Here is a 14501-nt window from a genome sequence, read left to right as displayed (position 1 = left end):
GCGACGTTTGCCGCCCTGCCTTTATGGTGCCGCCCCTCGCCAATCCTTTGAAGAGCATCCGTGACCCATGCCCCTGGCACTGCACCCGATCAGCTTCCAGGCGCTCATCCTCAAGCTGCACGCGTTCTGGTCGGAGCAGGGCTGCGCAATTCTGCAACCCTACGACATCGAGGTCGGCGCCGGCACGCTGTCGCCGCATACCAGCCTGCGCGCCCTCGGCGAGCGACCCTGGCGCGCCGCCTACGTGCAGCCCTGCCGGCGTCCATCGGACGGTCGCTACGGCGAGAACCCGAACCGGCTGCAGCACTACTACCAATACCAGGTGCTGCTGAAGCCGGCACCGGCCGACAGCCAGGCGCTGCTCCTGGACAGCTACCGCGCCATCGGCATCGATCCCGCCCGGCACGACATCCGCTTCGTCGAGGATGATTGGGAGAACCCGACGATCGGCGCCTGGGGCCTCGGCTGGGAGGTCTGGTGCGACGGTATGGAGGTCACCCAGTTCACCTATTTCCAGCAGGTCGGCGGCATCGCCGTGGCTCTCCCCTCCACCGAACTCACCTACGGGCTGGAGCGGCTCGCGATGTATGTGCAAGGCGTCGAGCGCGTCTATGATCTCGATTATGACGGCCGCGGCCTGACCTACGGCGACGTGTTCCTGCGCGCCGAGCGGGATTATTCGCGGCATAATTTCGAACGCGCCGACACCGACATGCTGCGCCGGCATTTCGACGACGCCGAGCGTGAGTCCGGCGCCCTGGCGGGGGCCGGCCTCGCCCAACCGGCCTACGACCAGTGTCTCAAGGCGAGCCACCTGTTCAACCTGCTCGACGCGCGTGGGGTGATCAGCGTCAGCGAGCGCGCCTCGGTGATCGGCCGGGTACGCGCGCTGGCGCAGGCGTCGTGCGAGGCCTGGCTGGCGGGAGAGCACTGAGGCATGGCCGAGCCCGGTCCGAACTTCCTGATCGAGCTGTTCAGCGAGGAAATCCCCGCCGGTGTGCAGGCCAGCGGCGCCGAAACCCTGCGCCGGCTGCTGACTGAGGCGCTCGCACCACTCGCGATCCGCGATATCGAAAGCTTCTCCACACCGCGCCGGATCGCGCTCGCGGCCAGGCTCGATCCCGAGGTCGCCGCACAAACCCGCATTGAGCGCGGCCCGCGTGAAGGTGCGCCCGAGCAGGCCCTCGCCGGTTTCCTGCGCAAGCACGACACCACGCGCGAGGCGCTGCGCCTGGAAGGCGGCTTCTGGGTGCTGCAGACGCAAACCGAGGCCGTCACCGCCGCAACACTCGTCGCGCGTACGCTGCCCGCCCTGCTGCGCCGCTTCCCGTGGCCGAAGGCGATGCGCTGGAGTGCCACGAGCGCCTTTACCTGGATGCGTCCACTGCGTCGCATCCTGTGCGTGCTCGACGGCAAGCCGGTGCGCTTCGGCCTGAGCCAAGGCGACGACGACGGACACGGCCTGATCGCGGACAGCCTCACCGAAGGCCACCGATTTCTCGCACCAGGCCCGGTCGCGGTGACCTCGCTCGCCGACTGGCGCCGCACGTTGCGCGTCCGGCACGTGCTGGTCGATCCGCGCGACCGCGTGACCCTGATCCGCGAAGGCATCGCCAGCCTGGCCCGCGCCGAGACCCTGACCGTGGCGCCTGACGAGGCCCTGCTCGAGGAAGTCGCGGGGCTGGTCGAGTGGCCGGTGCCGATGCTTGGAACCATCGACGCGGCATTCATGGACCTGCCGCCCGAGGTGATGCAGGTCAGCATGCGCAGCCATCAGCGCTATTTCGCATTGCGCACCCCGGATGGGGTGCCGGCGCCGCGCTTCGCCTTCATCGCCGGCAGCATCCAGGCCGACGACGGCGCGCTCGCCATCGCCGGCAACGAACGCGTGCTGCGCGCGCGCTTCTCCGACGCGCGGCACTTCTGGGATCTCGACCGCAAGACCTCGCTGGAGGCCCGCGTCGCCCGCCTCGACGCGGTCCGCTTCCACGCCGCCCTAGGCAGCCAGAGCGACAGGGTACGCAGGCTTGAGCGGCTGGCCGCCCTGATCGCCCCCCTGGTTGGCGCCGAGCCGGCGCCTGCCGCGCGCGCGGCGCGGCTCGCCAAGGCCGACCTGCTCACCGGCATGGTCGGCGAATTCCCCGAACTGCAGGGCGTGATGGGCGAATATTACGCCCGCCATGACGGCGAGCCCGAGACCGTGGCGCGCGCGATCCGCGAGCACTACCTGCCGCGCGGCGCCGGCGACGATACGCCACGCACGCCGGTCTCGATCGCGGTCGCCCTCGCCGACCGGATCGACAGCCTCGCAGGCTTCTTCGCCGCTGGCGAAAAGCCAGGCGGCTCGGGTGACCCCTACGCGCTGCGCCGCGCCGCCCTCGGCATCATCCGGATCGTTCGCGACAACGCCCTACGGCTCGATCTGCATGCCCTGTTCGCGGCCGCCACCGCCGCACTTCCCGAACCCTTGCGACAAGCGCCTGATCTCGCGCTGTTGCCCGGATTTATCGCCGAGCGGCTGCGCGTGCAGCTCCGCACCGAAGGCGCGCGCCACGACGTGCTGGCCGCCGTCAACGCGGCCGGCCATGACGGTGACCTGGTGCGGCTACTGGCCCGCACCGAGGCGGTCGCCAACCTGCTCAACACCGCCGAGGGTGCCGACCTGCTGGCGGCATGCCGCCGCGCCGCCAACATCCTGCGCATCGAGGACCGCAAGGACGGCCCGCACGCCGCCCCCCCCGCGCTTGCGCTCTACGTCCAGGACGAGGAGCGCGCCCTGGCTGCGGCACTCGACGCCGCCACCCCTGAGATCGACCGCGCCATCGCCGACGAGCAATACGACGAGGCGATGACCGCGATGGCCGTTATACGTGCCCCGCTCGACCGCTTTTTCGAGGCGGTCACGGTCAACGCCGACGCCCCGGCCCTGCGCCGCAACCGGCTACGGCTGCTTGCCAATCTGCGTGACACGTTCGGGCGTATCGCCGATCTCAGCCTGGTAGAGGGCTAAGCCGCAGCACTAAGGTGGCGGCCGATGCCAAGCCGTAGCGATCATCATTCCGGCCGCCATGCCGGCGGCAAAGGCGCCGAGTACGGCGGCGGCGACCATCGCGGTAGAGGACGACGGCGGCGAAGTCGGTTTCGTGTCCATGTGACGGCCCGTATTCGCTGGAGTGATGCAGGTTGCCTCGACCTGAGATCTCGCCGGTGAGTTCGTGTACACGCTATCTGCTCTCGGAACATTACGGCGGCATGCCTGCGGCTGCCAAGCCCTGCTTGAACTTTCGCCAGGCCTCGTAAGGCAGTACATAGACTGCTTGACGTTGCGCGCCCACCGATCGCAGGGCTGGCGGCAGGCCGGCCATCGCCCTAGTCAGCTCGTCTTTGGCTTCCCGCATTCGGCCGAGCCGGCTGAGCGTCGCGACCTCAAGCAGAAGGTTGAAGCGCGCGTATGAAGTGTCCGGCGTCGCCGCAACCACTTGGCCGACCAGCACCAGCGCATCGGCATAGCGCCCTTCGGCAAAGGCGATTGTCGCCAGGGTGTTGTCCTGCGTATCGTTTGAATCCGAGCTGTAAAGCGTCTTTGCCACCGCGACATTGCCCTCAAGCATCAGGACTTCCCCTAGCCTGTCGGTCAGGAGCGGAAAGCCCGGGTCGATCCGCAGACCCAGTTCGGCCGTTGCCTGCGCATCATCCAGCTTTCCCAGCGCTTCAAGAACATACGCTCGCCGGCTGATATAGAGGGAGTTACGAGGTTGCTCGCGGAGCACGTCGTCGATCAGAGCGAGCGCCTGCCATCCCTCCTGGTCGCCCGCTTGGGCACTGCTGAACATCATGTCGTCGGTGAGCAGGAGTGCCAGGAGCACGCGCGCCGGACGGTCGGCGGGATCGCGCCGCACGGCCTCGCGGGCCAGGGCCAGGGCGCGCCGCAGATTGGCGATCTGGTCGGATTGCCCGAGCGCCCGGTGGGCATCGATGACGAAGTCAATGGCATCACGCGGCGGCCCGCCTCGACGTTCTGCCTCCACACGAAACAGGATCGGCCGGATCTCCACGAGCATGTGTAGCGCTGTCGTTGATTGCTCCGCGATCGCGGCGGTGTCCGGTGTAGAGAGGCTGTGTCGATAGAGCAGCTGCCCGTCGCGTGTCTGTCGTACACCGACGGTCAACACGGCATCGGCGTTGACGATCTCGACAGTGCCGGTCAGCTCGAACCGCGGCATGACCGGGTTTTCCGCCGTCGGCGGGCCCGCATACAGGACAAAATCCTCGAACTGCGCGAATCGGGCGAGCAGCGCTTCGGTATAGCGGATCGCCAAGGTCGCGGCCCTTGGGTCGTCGCCAATCGGGGTAAAGCGGTGCACCGCCACGCTCAAGCGCATATCGCGGACGGAACCGGAGACGAGCCGTTGCAGAGCCGGCGCACCGGCCATCATCGGCAGCAAGAGCGCCAGCGACACGCCGGCGGAGCCGACCAGCCAGCGCCACCGCCGCGTGCGTTTCTGGGGTGGCGTTTCCGGCGCCAGCGACGCAGGTTCGGGTGCGGCCACACAGAATGGGAGGACCTCGGTGACCTCCGCCACCAGCCGGTAGCCGCGGCCCGGTAGGTTGACGATCAGCGGCTCGCCACCGGCATGTTCGCCAAGCGCGCGGCGCAGATTCGACATCTGCACGGTGAGGTTGTTCTCGCCGACGACCGTTCCGCGCCAGACATGGGCGATGATCTCGTCACGAGTGACGATCCGGTCGTGGCATCGCACCAGAAGTTCCAGGATGTCGTAGGCGCGCGAGCTGAGGGCCACCGGCTGGCCGTCCGCTAGCAGCAGCCTTCGCGCCGGCCTGAGCGTGAACCGGCCGAACCGCCACGCCTCAACCTGAGCGTCCATTCTGGCCGTCCCGGGAGTGCCGAAAGCGGCAATACCTTAGTCCCAGCCGGCCGGGACTGCCAATACGCCGGCGATTTATTTCAATTAGCAACGATTGATTTCGTTTGAGTAGGCGGCCTAGTTCGGCGGGACTAGCGACGCGCCAGCGACCGGCAACGGCCGGCGCCAAAACGCCAGAACAGGAGACTTGCCATGATTGTCACCACGCGCCGCCTTGCATCGCTGCTCGCCGTCCTGCCGCTCGCCGCCATACTGCTCGGTGGCGCGTCGCAGCCGGCCCAGGCACAGGACTCGGAGACGTCCAGCACGCTGGTCAGCATCGCCGATCTCGACCTGAGCAGGGCCGCGGACCGGGCGGTGCTCGCGCACCGGATCGAGCTTGCCGCGCGCCGCGTCTGCGGCCTGTATGACAGTGCCGGCGAATGGATGTCAGCCAGCTACAAGACCTGCCACGACGATGCGGTTGCGAACGCGTCAGGCCAGGTCGATCTGCTGGTCGCGTCGGCTAGGACACGAGGCCGCGTGCTTGCGGACGCGCAGCGCGCCAGCCGGTAAGGCTGTCAACGGCAGGCAGGCCCGGCGCAGGTGCTGGGGCAGCATGATGGTCTTGGCATCGACGACGCGGCCGTCAACCATCATGGCGAGCGCGTCGTCGAAGTCGGGTTCCAGCACCTCGATGTCGTCGCCCCCATGGCGCAGGCCGCCGCTCCCACTGACGCGGTCCGGCGGCCGGCACTCGGCGGCGAAAGCGAGCGTCTCGGTGACCGCGCCAGGGCTCGTGAAGATGTCAGCCGGCAATCGCCCTTATCGGCGGGCAGGCTCACGCTCGGCATCGATCGGACGTTCAACCTCTTCGCCGGCAGATCTACCGACCATCCACAAAATGCCGACGGCGCCGAGAACCACGAACGTGTCCTCGACCAAGCCGGTGGAAATTCGACCATAGCGCGGGATACACGCCATACGCGCACGCCAGCCGGCATAAGACGCCGCCACCGCGATTGATCCCCCAGCCGCCGCGCCGAGCCATCGCTGCCGTCGCCGTGCCAGCGATGCTCCCGCTATGGCCGAGGTCATGAAGCGGGCGACGAGGCCTATCGGAATAATCCGGTTGGGCGCCCCCTTCTGCTTGTCGCCGGCCATCTCACCGACTGCCAGGATTGCCGCACCAGCCGCAACGAGGGGATGTCCGATGAAACGAAGCGCGCCATCTCTGGCCGGTAACCTGCCATACGCGGTGGCGACGGACACTGCGGCGAGCGGCATCATCGCGCGTTGACCACCGAGCAGGCCCATCAGGAGAGAGGCAAGCATATCCGTTCATCCCTTTCCTGCTCAGCTGCAAATGGCGCGATGCTTCGATGGTTCCCGATGAACCTATCGAAGTGACCGACCCGACGGCTGCCGGCGGCCACTTTGTACCTATTCCCCCCGCAGGATGCGGTATGTGCTTTATCGCATTCATGAGCACCTCGCCGGGCCGGCTGATGTGCGGACATTCGGCTTGGTGGTGAGCACAAGCTTGTAGAGCAGGGAGCACCGTGTTTATGCCGAGCGTTCCAACCACGCCGTCCGGCCACGATGGCTCGGACAACCCGTGGCAACTGGGACCACCCGGTCGCCGGGGCAACCGCGTCGATCGCCGATACCTCTACGGTGGCATCGCCGCGGCCATTGTGGTCGGGTTATTTGTTCTTGATCCCTTCCGGCAGGTAGGACCTGGAAGCCGCGGCATCCTGATGGACTTCAGTAGCGTCCAGCCCGGCGTTCTAGCACCTGGACTGCATGTCATCGTGCCGATCATGCAAACTGTCGTGCAGATGAACGTCCAGGTGCAGAACTATCAGAACAAGGAGGAAGCCGCGTCACGGGACCTGCAAACGGTTCATACCGAGGTCGCGACCAACTATCACATCATGCCGGAAGACGCCGCCTGGGTGTATCAGCACGTGGGCACGCTGCCGCAGGTGGAGGCGCGGGTGATCGCCCCGGCGATCTCGAACGCCGTCAAGGCAGCGACCGCGCACTACGACGCCGCCGACCTCATCGTGCGGCGCGATGAGGTGGCGCTTGAGATCAACACGCTGCTCCGCACCGCCCTGCAGCCATACAGGGTGGTCATCGACGCGGTGAACATCACCAACTTCCAGTTCTCTCAGGAGTTTACGGCGGCTATCGAGGCGAAACAGGTCGCCCAGCAACAGGCCCAGCAGGCAGCCTTCACGCTCGACAAGGTCAGGGTGGATGCGCAGCAGCAGGTGTTGGAGGCGCAGGCCCACGCGACCGCGCAGATCGCGGCCGCGGAGGGGCAGGCCAAGGCTAACACGAAGGTTACGGCAACCCTCAGCCCTTCGATCCTTCAGCAACTCGCCATCCAGCGGTGGAACGGCGTCCTGCCCACCTACCTAGGGGCCGGCGCGCCCATGCCATTCCTGAACACCGGGCAGCACTGAATCGGAATTGGCACGGGTGCGACGAGGAGCGCACCAGGGCAAAATCCGATCAGGTGGAGTCACCTGATCGGATATATTTGCCCGCTTATCAGTATCCTAGAGCACTACTCCCGCGCCAAGCGGCGCGGGAAGTGCTCTAGTCGGCAGGATCGGCTACAGCAGGCCGGCGAGGCGCAGATGCTGGAGAAGCATGATGGTCTTGGCGTCGACGATTTGCCCGTCAGCGATCATGGCGAGCGCGTCGTCAAAGTCGGGCTCCAGGACCTCGATGTCCTCGCCCTCCTGGCGTAGGCCACCGCCCGCGCCGATGCGGTCGGCGGCGCCGTATTCGGCGATGAAACAGGCGAGCGTCTCTGTCACGGCACCTGGGCTGGTGAAGGTCGTAAACACGCAGCGCGGGTTGCGGACTTTTACACCGGCCTCCTCCTCGGCCTCCTTGCAGGCCACCGTCAGCGGATCCTGGCCCTCCAGCAAGCCTGCGATCGCCTCGATCAGCGGCGCCTGATGGCCATTGACATAGGCGGGATAACGGAATTGCCGCACCAGCAGCACGGTGCGCCGCGACCGATCATAGGGGAGAATGACCGCGCCATTGCCGCGGTCATAGGTCTCACGGTTTAACGTTTGCCATGTGCCGTCGCGGCGACGAATGTCGAACACCGTGCTGCGCAGCACCGAGTGGCCGTCCGACAGCACGCGTGATGTCCCGACGCGCAACTCCGGCACGCGCAAATCTACCTTGGGCGAATCCGTCATCAGCGCGGCGACAGCACCATGATCATCTGTCGGTTCTCCATGCGCGGCATCTGTTCGACCTTGGTGCGCTCGTCCATGTCGTCACGGATCCGTTCCAGCACTTTGACGCCAAGATCCTGGTGCGCCATTTCGCGGCCACGGAAGCGCAGGGTGACTTTCACCTTGTCGCCCTCCTCGATGAAGGATCGCATGGCGCGAAGCTTAACCTGGTAGTCGTTTTCATCGATATTGGGTCGGACCTTGACCTCCTTGATCTCGATGATCTTTTGCTTCTTTCGGGCCTCGTTCTTCTTCTTCTGCTGCTCGTACTTGAACTTGCCATAATCCAGGATCTTGACGACCGGTGGATCGGCGTTCGGACTGATTTCCAGCAGGTCGAGGCCGACGGCGAACGCGCGGCCCATGGCCTCGCGGGTCGTCAGAACGCCCTGCATCTCGCCCTCTTCGTCGATCAGGCGGACCTGCGGGACGCGGATCTCCTCATTCACGCGGGGCCCCTCGCGGGTCGGCTGCGCGGGCATCGGGGGTCTGGCTATGTGGGGTCTCCTGTCTCTGTTACGGTATCGTGGTCGGGACGCGTAAAGTTTCGGTTAAAATTTTCGTAAGTCGGCAGCAAACGCTTTGTGGCGCAGGAAGCCACCGGCAATCAAGCGGCCGGCCTTGATGGTGTGGCGAGTCTGCCATGCAAGTCGCGTTTCAAATCGGGTGGCAGCGCCTCCTGCACAAGGGACGCCACAGCCTCGTCGAGCGCCAGAACCTCCTGTGCGGCGCCCCCGAGACGGCGCATCGCCACGGTACCGGCCTCGGCCTCCTTGCGTCCGACCACCAGGATCACCGGCACCCGGGCCAGGCTATGGATGCGTATCTTGGCGTTGATCTTCTCGTTGGCGGTATCCGTGTTCACCACTAGCCCGGCCGCGCGCAACGCGCCCGCTACCTCCAACGCATACGGCTCGGCGTCGCTGACGATGCTGGCGACCACCACCTGCACCGGCGCCAGCCAGAGCGGAAAGCGGCCGGCATATTGCTCGATCAGGATGCCGATGAAGCGCTCGAACGAGCCCAGGATCGCCCGGTGCAGCATCACCGGACGATGCCGCGCGCTATCCTCGCCGATGTAGCTCGCATCGAGCCGGTCGGGCAGCACGTAGTCGACCTGCAAGGTCCCGCACTGCCAGTCGCGGCCGATCGCGTCACGCAGCACGAACTCCAGTTTGGGTCCGTAGAAGGCGCCCTCCCCGGGATTGAGCTCGTACTCGACCCCGGCGAGGGCGCAGGCGTCACGCAGCGCCGCCTCGGCGCGGTCCCAGGCTGCGTCGTCACCGGCGCGCGGGGTCGGGCGATCGGCGAACTTGACCACGAAGCTGTCGAAGCCGAGATCGCGATACACCTCGGCGAGCATGGCGACGAAGCGCGCGGTCTCGGGGGCGACCTGCGCCTCGGTGCAGAAGATATGCGCATCGTCCTGGGTGAAGGCACGCACACGCATGATGCCGTGCAACGCCCCGGACGGCTCGTAGCGGTGGCAGGCGCCGAATTCCGCCATGCGCCAGGGCAGTTCGCGATAGGAGCGCAGCCCGTGCCGGAAGATCTGCACATGGCAAGGACAGTTCATCGGCTTCAGGGCAAGGCTCTTGTCCTCGTCTTCGCCCACCTTGTCCACATTGGCGATGAACATGTGCTCGCGGTAGTTCTCCCAATGTCCCGACGCCTCCCACAGGCCACGATCGACCAGTTGCGGGGTGCGCACCTCGTCGTAGCCGCCGCGTGTCTGGGCGCGTCGCATGTAGTCCTGCAGCACTGTGTAGAGACGCCAGCCTTTGGGATGCCAGAAGATCGAGCCGGTGGCCTCCTCCTGGATGTGGAACAGATCCATCTCGCGGCCGATGCGACGATGGTCGCGCCGCTCCGCTTCCTCGAGCTGGTGGAGGTGCGCCTGGAGCTCCGCCGCGTCGCGCCAGGCGGTGGCGTAGATACGTGTCAGCATCGGGTTGCGATGGTCGCCGCGCCAATAGGCGCCAGCCACCTTCATCAGCTTGAAGGCGCTGCCGACATCGGAAACGCTACGCATATGCGGGCCGCGGCACAGATCGAGCCATTCGCCCTGCCGATAGATCGAGATCGGCTCGCTCTCCGGCAGGTCGCGTATCAGCTCCGCCTTGAAGCGCTCGCCGCGTGCCGTAAAGAAGGCGATGGCCTCGTTACGCGGCCAGACCTCGCGGGTGAAGGCAGCACCCGCGGCCACGATTTCGCGCATGCGCGCCTCGATGGCCGGGAAATCCTCCGGGGTGAACGGCTCGTTGCGGGCGAAATCGTAATAAAAGCCGTGCTCCACCGCAGGCCCGATGGTCACCTGGGTGCCGGGATGGAGCGACTGCACCGCCTCGGCCAGCACGTGGGCTGCGTCGTGACGGATCAGCGGCAGTGCTGCTTCGTCCTTGCGGGTGATGAAGGTGACGCGCGCGTCGCGGTCGATCTCGCGCGACAGATCGACCAGCGCGCCGTCCAACTCCATCGCCAGGGCCGCACGGGCGAGGCCGGGACCGATCGCGGCCGCGACCGCGGTGCCCGTGACCGGCCCGTCGAACTGGCGGATCGATCCGTCGGGCAGGGTGATCGCGGGCATTCAGGCACCTCCGTTTGGGCCGCAAGCTATGGCGTCAGCCAAGCAGGGCTGCAACCCTGGCGACCGATAGCAAATCGAGCCGGTCGGCGCGCACTACCTGCACGCGCCCTGCATCCGGGCCGCGCGGCGCGGTCAGCGAAGGGTCGCTCTCGCCCGAGAACAGCACGATCGCGCGGCAACCCATGGCGGCCGCCAGGTGCATCGGCCCGGTATCGTTGCCGATCGCGAGCGAGGCGCGTGCTGCGAGGCCGCCGAGTTCGAGCAGGCTGGTGCGGCCGGTGAGGTCGAGGGCTTGCGGGCAGGCGTCGCGGATGGCGGCGGCGTGCGGCGCGTCGCCGTCGGTGCCAACCACCACCGGGCGCAGGCCGCGCCTGTCCAGAACGCCGGCGAGCTGGGCAAACTGCGTCGCCGGCCAGCGTTTCGCCGGGCGATGCGGTGCGGCACCCGGGACCAGCAGCGCGTAGGGCGCGGTCAGCTCCGGGCCACCACGTGCGAGCCAGCCGAGGTCGGGGTGCGGCACCGACGCGATCCCGGCACGAGCGAGCTGTTCGGCCTGCCGCTCGCGCGTGTGCATAAGGTCGCGCTCGGCATTGTCGTGCGGGTGCGAGGCGCCGGACGCGATCCCGGACCATGCGGGCCGCCCGGCCAGCCGGAAATAATGCGACGAGCGCGACGAGGTCTGCAGGTCATAGGCGAAGTCGAAGCCACGCAGGCGCCGGCGCAAGGCCAGCAGCCCGGGGAGATCCCAGACCGGCGGACGCGAATCAATTTCCACCCGGTCGAACCAGGGCGAGGCCGCGCACAGAGCGGCGAACGGCGCGGTGGTGAGCAGCGTCACCTGGTCGGCGGCATGGTGCGCGCGGATTGCGGCAAACGGCGCGAACGCCAGCACCACGTCGCCGAGCGCACCGAGCTTTATGACGAGGATACGCGCCATGCCGGGGCACCGGGCCGGCCCGGCAGCAATTCGTCATAGACCGCGATGGCCGCCGCCTGCATGGCCTGGGTGCTGTAACACGCGGCGACCCCGGCGCGTGCCCAGTGGCCGAGATTGCCGCGGTCGGTCGCATCCAGGGTCAGCGCATGCGCGAGTGTCGCGGCGAGGGAAGCCGCATCGCCAGGCAGAAACAGGTAGCCGCTGACCCCGTGCTGCACCGTCTCCATCGCCGCACCATGGGCCGCGACAACCACCGGCTTGCCCATCGCCTGCGCCTCGACCACGACCCTGCCGAACGGTTCCGGCTTCAGCGACGGGACCACCACCACGTCGGCGAGGCCATAGGCGGCCGGCATATCGTCGACGTGCCCTGCAAAGCGCAGCTTCTGGCCGATGCCCAGCCGGCGGGCCTGGGCTACCAGGCGCGCGCCATGGCCGCGGCCGCGCTGCTCGGCGCCAACCAGCACGCAGACCCAATCCGGCACATCCCTTCCCAGCATTGCCAGCGCCTCCAGCAGAAGCGCATGGCCCTTCCAGGGCGTGATCCGGCCGGCGAGCATGATCACGGCACTCCCGGCAGGCACGTTCCAGGCGCGCGCACATTCCGCGATCCGGTCGGCACGCACGGCGTTCGGGTCGAAGTCGACGAGATCCGCGCCGCGCGGTACGACGCGCAGCCGCGATGCGTCGACCCCGTAATCACGGGCAACACGCTCGCGCACAAATGCGCTGATCGCGATCACCCGCTCGCCGCGCGCCATGATCGCGTTGTAACGCTTCTTGAACGGCAAATCCTCGCCGTAGACCCCGTGCCAGGTGGTGATGAAGGCGGCCCCGGTGCGACGCGCCGCGAGCCATGCCGACCAGGCCGGCGCGCGCGAGCGGGCATGCACGATATCGACGCCCTCGCTGCGGATCAGGCGGGCGAGCCGGCCGGCATTGCGCCAGATCGCGAACGGATTTTTGGTGCGCAACGGCAGCGTCACATGACGGCCGCCTGCGCGCTCCACGAGTGGGGCCATGCGGCCGCCGTTGCTGGCCACCAGGGCAATGCCGCCACGCGCGGCAATGGCGGCGGCGATCTCGATGGTGCCGCGCTCCACACCGCCGGCCTGCAGACCGGGGAGCACCTGCAGGATCACGGGAGGGCGGCGTCTGTCGGCCATTGACGAGTTTATAGCAGGCGACGATCGCCCTGTCTCATCGCTAGGCTGCGCCAATGACGGATCCATATTACCTGCAACGGCCCAACTTCCTGCAACGGCCAGATGGGCTGCGGCTCGCTTACCGCCATGCGACGGGGGACGGCCCGGCGGTGCTGTTCCTGCATGGGCTGATGAGCCACATGGACGGCGACAAGGCCTGCGCCCTGCATCATCATGCCATAGCGCGGGGCTGGGAGTTCCTACGCTTCGACCTTTCCGGGCACGGGCAGAGCGGAGGCAATTTCGAGCACGGCACGGTGAGCGCCTGGCGCGACGATACGTTGCTGGCGATGGCGCGTCTGCGTGCGCAGCGGGTCATCCTGGTCGGCTCGTCGATCGGCGGCTGGCTGGCGCTGCTCGTGGCGCTGCGGCGCCTAGCCCAGGTCGCGGGCCTGCTGCTGATCGCCCCGGCACCGGACATGACGCGACGGGTGCGCGAAAGCCTGACGGAGGCGGCGCGGGCGGCGCTGGCAGCTGACGGGGTCTGGCACCGGCCCAGCCGCTACGGCGCACCGATCCCCATCACGCGGGCAATGCTGGACGATGGTGATGCGCTCTGCCTCCTCGATGGCCCGATCGCGCTCGATTGCCCCGTGCGTATCCTGCACGGACAGCACGACCCCGACGTGCCCTGGCAGGGCAGTCTGCGGCTCGCCGAGCGGTTGCGTGCCCGCGATGTGCGGACCGTCCTGCTCAAGCAGGGGAACCACCGGCTATGCGAGCCCGACGAACTGGCGCTGCTGCTGGCGACATTGGACGAACTGCGCGCGACGGTGGCTCAGGCGGACTCCGCGGCCAGGATCGCGGCGAGCCCTTCGCGGTAGGTCGGGTAGCGCCACGCATAGCCGAGCGCCTGCTGGGTCATGCGGCCGGAGACCTTGCGATCGTCCGACCAGAACGATCGCGCCATCGGGCTCATCGTGGGCCAGGCCTGATCGAGCGGCACGCCCTCAGGGATTGCGACGCCGAGAAGATCGGCGGCATAGGCGGTGACCACCGCGCTCTCCTCCGGCAGGTCGTCGGTCAGGTTAAGCACGCGTGTTCCGCTCGGCGGGTTGCGCATGGCCGCGAAGGTGGCGCCGGCGATATCGTCGCGATGTATACGGCCGAAGCAATGGCCGGGTGCGAGGATACGCCGCGCCTCTCTTGCGCGCAGGCTGTCGAAGGCGCTGCGGCCGGGGCCGTAGATACCGGCGAGCCGGATCAGGTCGAGCGCGCCGCCGCTGGCGACCGCCGCAGTTGCGCGCCAATCGGCCTCGGCGGCAATCCGCCGGACCGCTCGCTTGGAACCGGGCTGGGGTGCGCTGCTCTCATCAACCCAGCCACCCCGACGATCGCCGTAAACCCCGGTGGTGGAGAAGTAGCCGATCCAACGTATGTCACGCGCTGCCTCGATCGCGGCGCGATGGCGCGCCAGCACCGGATCCCCGTCCTGCTTCGGCGGCGCGGAGGCGAGCAGATGGGTCGCCTGCGCCAGGACCGCGCCCGCCTCGTCGAAGGACAGCCGCGTGATGCCGTCAGGTGTTATGGGCGGCGGCTGGCTCGTCGTCGCGAACACCTGCCAGCCGTTGGCCACGGCCAGGTTTGCGACCGCAGTTCCGGCATAGCCAAGCCCGAAGACGAGCAGGCTCGTCACGC

15 protein-coding genes are annotated in these 14501 nt (G+C 67.6%); 5 read left to right on the top strand and 10 right to left on the bottom strand.

Going from position 1 to position 14501, the window contains the following annotated elements; translation table 11 throughout:
- Positions 1–67: 67 nt before the first annotated feature.
- Both ACQY4K_RS16695 and glyS read left to right on the top strand, forming a co-directional pair.
- Entirely contained in the window at positions 68–934 is an 867-nt protein-coding gene (locus tag ACQY4K_RS16695; protein WP_428391329.1) for a glycine--tRNA ligase subunit alpha, read from the top strand.
- 3 nt (positions 935–937) lie between these two features.
- On the top strand, positions 938–3010 hold the full coding sequence (glyS, locus tag ACQY4K_RS16690) for a glycine--tRNA ligase subunit beta (RefSeq protein ID WP_428391328.1): 2073 nt from the start codon (positions 938–940) through the stop codon (positions 3008–3010).
- Between the two features lie 9 nt (positions 3011–3019).
- On the opposite strand, the gene ACQY4K_RS16685 is transcribed toward glyS, so the two are convergent.
- Positions 3020–3151, bottom strand: coding sequence for a hypothetical protein (locus ACQY4K_RS16685; RefSeq protein ID WP_428391327.1), 132 nt, complete (start codon positions 3149–3151; stop codon positions 3020–3022).
- Positions 3152–3242: 91 nt separating this feature from the next.
- Entirely contained in the window at positions 3243–4886 is a 1644-nt protein-coding gene (locus ACQY4K_RS16680) for a winged helix-turn-helix domain-containing protein (protein ID WP_428391326.1), read from the bottom strand.
- A gap of 192 nt (positions 4887–5078) precedes the next feature.
- On the opposite strand from ACQY4K_RS16680, the gene ACQY4K_RS16675 reads away from it, so the two are divergent.
- Positions 5079–5441: a UrcA family protein gene (locus tag ACQY4K_RS16675; RefSeq protein ID WP_428391325.1), complete on the top strand. Its 363-nt coding sequence runs from the start codon at positions 5079–5081 to the stop codon at positions 5439–5441.
- On the opposite strand, the gene ACQY4K_RS16670 is transcribed toward ACQY4K_RS16675, so the two are convergent.
- Together ACQY4K_RS16670 and ACQY4K_RS16665 are read right to left on the bottom strand one after the other, a co-directional pair.
- Entirely contained in the window at positions 5361–5684 is a 324-nt protein-coding gene (locus tag ACQY4K_RS16670) for a hypothetical protein (RefSeq protein WP_428391324.1), read from the bottom strand. The genes ACQY4K_RS16675 and ACQY4K_RS16670 overlap by 81 nt on opposite strands.
- A 6-nt stretch (positions 5685–5690) precedes the next feature.
- Positions 5691–6200: a DUF4126 family protein gene (locus ACQY4K_RS16665; protein ID WP_428391323.1), complete on the bottom strand. Its 510-nt coding sequence runs from the start codon at positions 6198–6200 to the stop codon at positions 5691–5693.
- A gap of 233 nt (positions 6201–6433) precedes the next feature.
- Here ACQY4K_RS16665 and ACQY4K_RS16660 point away from each other — a divergent pair, with 233 nt between their 5' ends.
- Positions 6434–7339 carry a prohibitin family protein gene (locus ACQY4K_RS16660; protein WP_428391322.1) on the top strand — a complete coding sequence of 302 codons (906 nt, stop codon included), beginning with the start codon at positions 6434–6436 and terminating at the stop codon, positions 7337–7339.
- A 153-nt stretch (positions 7340–7492) separates the two neighbouring features.
- Here the strand turns inward: ACQY4K_RS16660 and ACQY4K_RS16655 are convergent, their stop codons facing one another.
- The 5 genes from ACQY4K_RS16655 to ACQY4K_RS16635 form a co-directional block, all read right to left on the bottom strand.
- Positions 7493–8095, bottom strand: coding sequence for an NUDIX domain-containing protein (locus tag ACQY4K_RS16655; RefSeq protein ID WP_428391321.1), 603 nt, complete (start codon positions 8093–8095; stop codon positions 7493–7495).
- Positions 8095–8616 carry a translation initiation factor IF-3 gene (gene infC, locus ACQY4K_RS16650; protein WP_428391320.1) on the bottom strand — a complete coding sequence of 174 codons (522 nt, stop codon included), beginning with the start codon at positions 8614–8616 and terminating at the stop codon, positions 8095–8097. Before infC ends, ACQY4K_RS16655 begins: the two co-directional genes overlap by 1 nt.
- Positions 8617–8741: 125 nt before the next feature.
- Entirely contained in the window at positions 8742–10721 is a 1980-nt protein-coding gene (thrS, locus tag ACQY4K_RS16645) for a threonine--tRNA ligase (protein WP_428391319.1), read from the bottom strand.
- A 34-nt stretch (positions 10722–10755) separates the two neighbouring features.
- On the bottom strand, positions 10756–11658 hold the full coding sequence (locus ACQY4K_RS16640; RefSeq protein WP_428391318.1) for a glycosyltransferase family 9 protein: 903 nt from the start codon (positions 11656–11658) through the stop codon (positions 10756–10758).
- Positions 11637–12824, bottom strand: coding sequence for a glycosyltransferase family 4 protein (locus ACQY4K_RS16635; RefSeq protein ID WP_428391317.1), 1188 nt, complete (start codon positions 12822–12824; stop codon positions 11637–11639). Before ACQY4K_RS16635 ends, ACQY4K_RS16640 begins: the two co-directional genes overlap by 22 nt.
- Before the next feature lie 53 nt (positions 12825–12877).
- Between ACQY4K_RS16635 and ACQY4K_RS16630 the strand changes: the two genes are divergently transcribed.
- Positions 12878–13687: an alpha/beta hydrolase gene (locus ACQY4K_RS16630; RefSeq protein WP_428391316.1), complete on the top strand. Its 810-nt coding sequence runs from the start codon at positions 12878–12880 to the stop codon at positions 13685–13687.
- Here the strand turns inward: ACQY4K_RS16630 and ACQY4K_RS16625 are convergent.
- Positions 13642–14499, bottom strand: coding sequence for an SDR family NAD(P)-dependent oxidoreductase (locus tag ACQY4K_RS16625; RefSeq protein ID WP_428391315.1), 858 nt, complete (start codon positions 14497–14499; stop codon positions 13642–13644). The two genes, ACQY4K_RS16630 and ACQY4K_RS16625, sit on opposite strands and share 46 nt — an antisense overlap.
- Positions 14500–14501: the final 2 nt, after the last annotated feature.

This window comes from Lichenicoccus sp. (assembly GCF_965276875.1).
Classification (GTDB): Bacteria; Pseudomonadota; Alphaproteobacteria; order Acetobacterales; family Acetobacteraceae; genus Lichenicoccus.
Note: the sequence above shows the minus strand (reverse complement) of the source record. Positions and strands in the feature narration are given on the sequence as shown.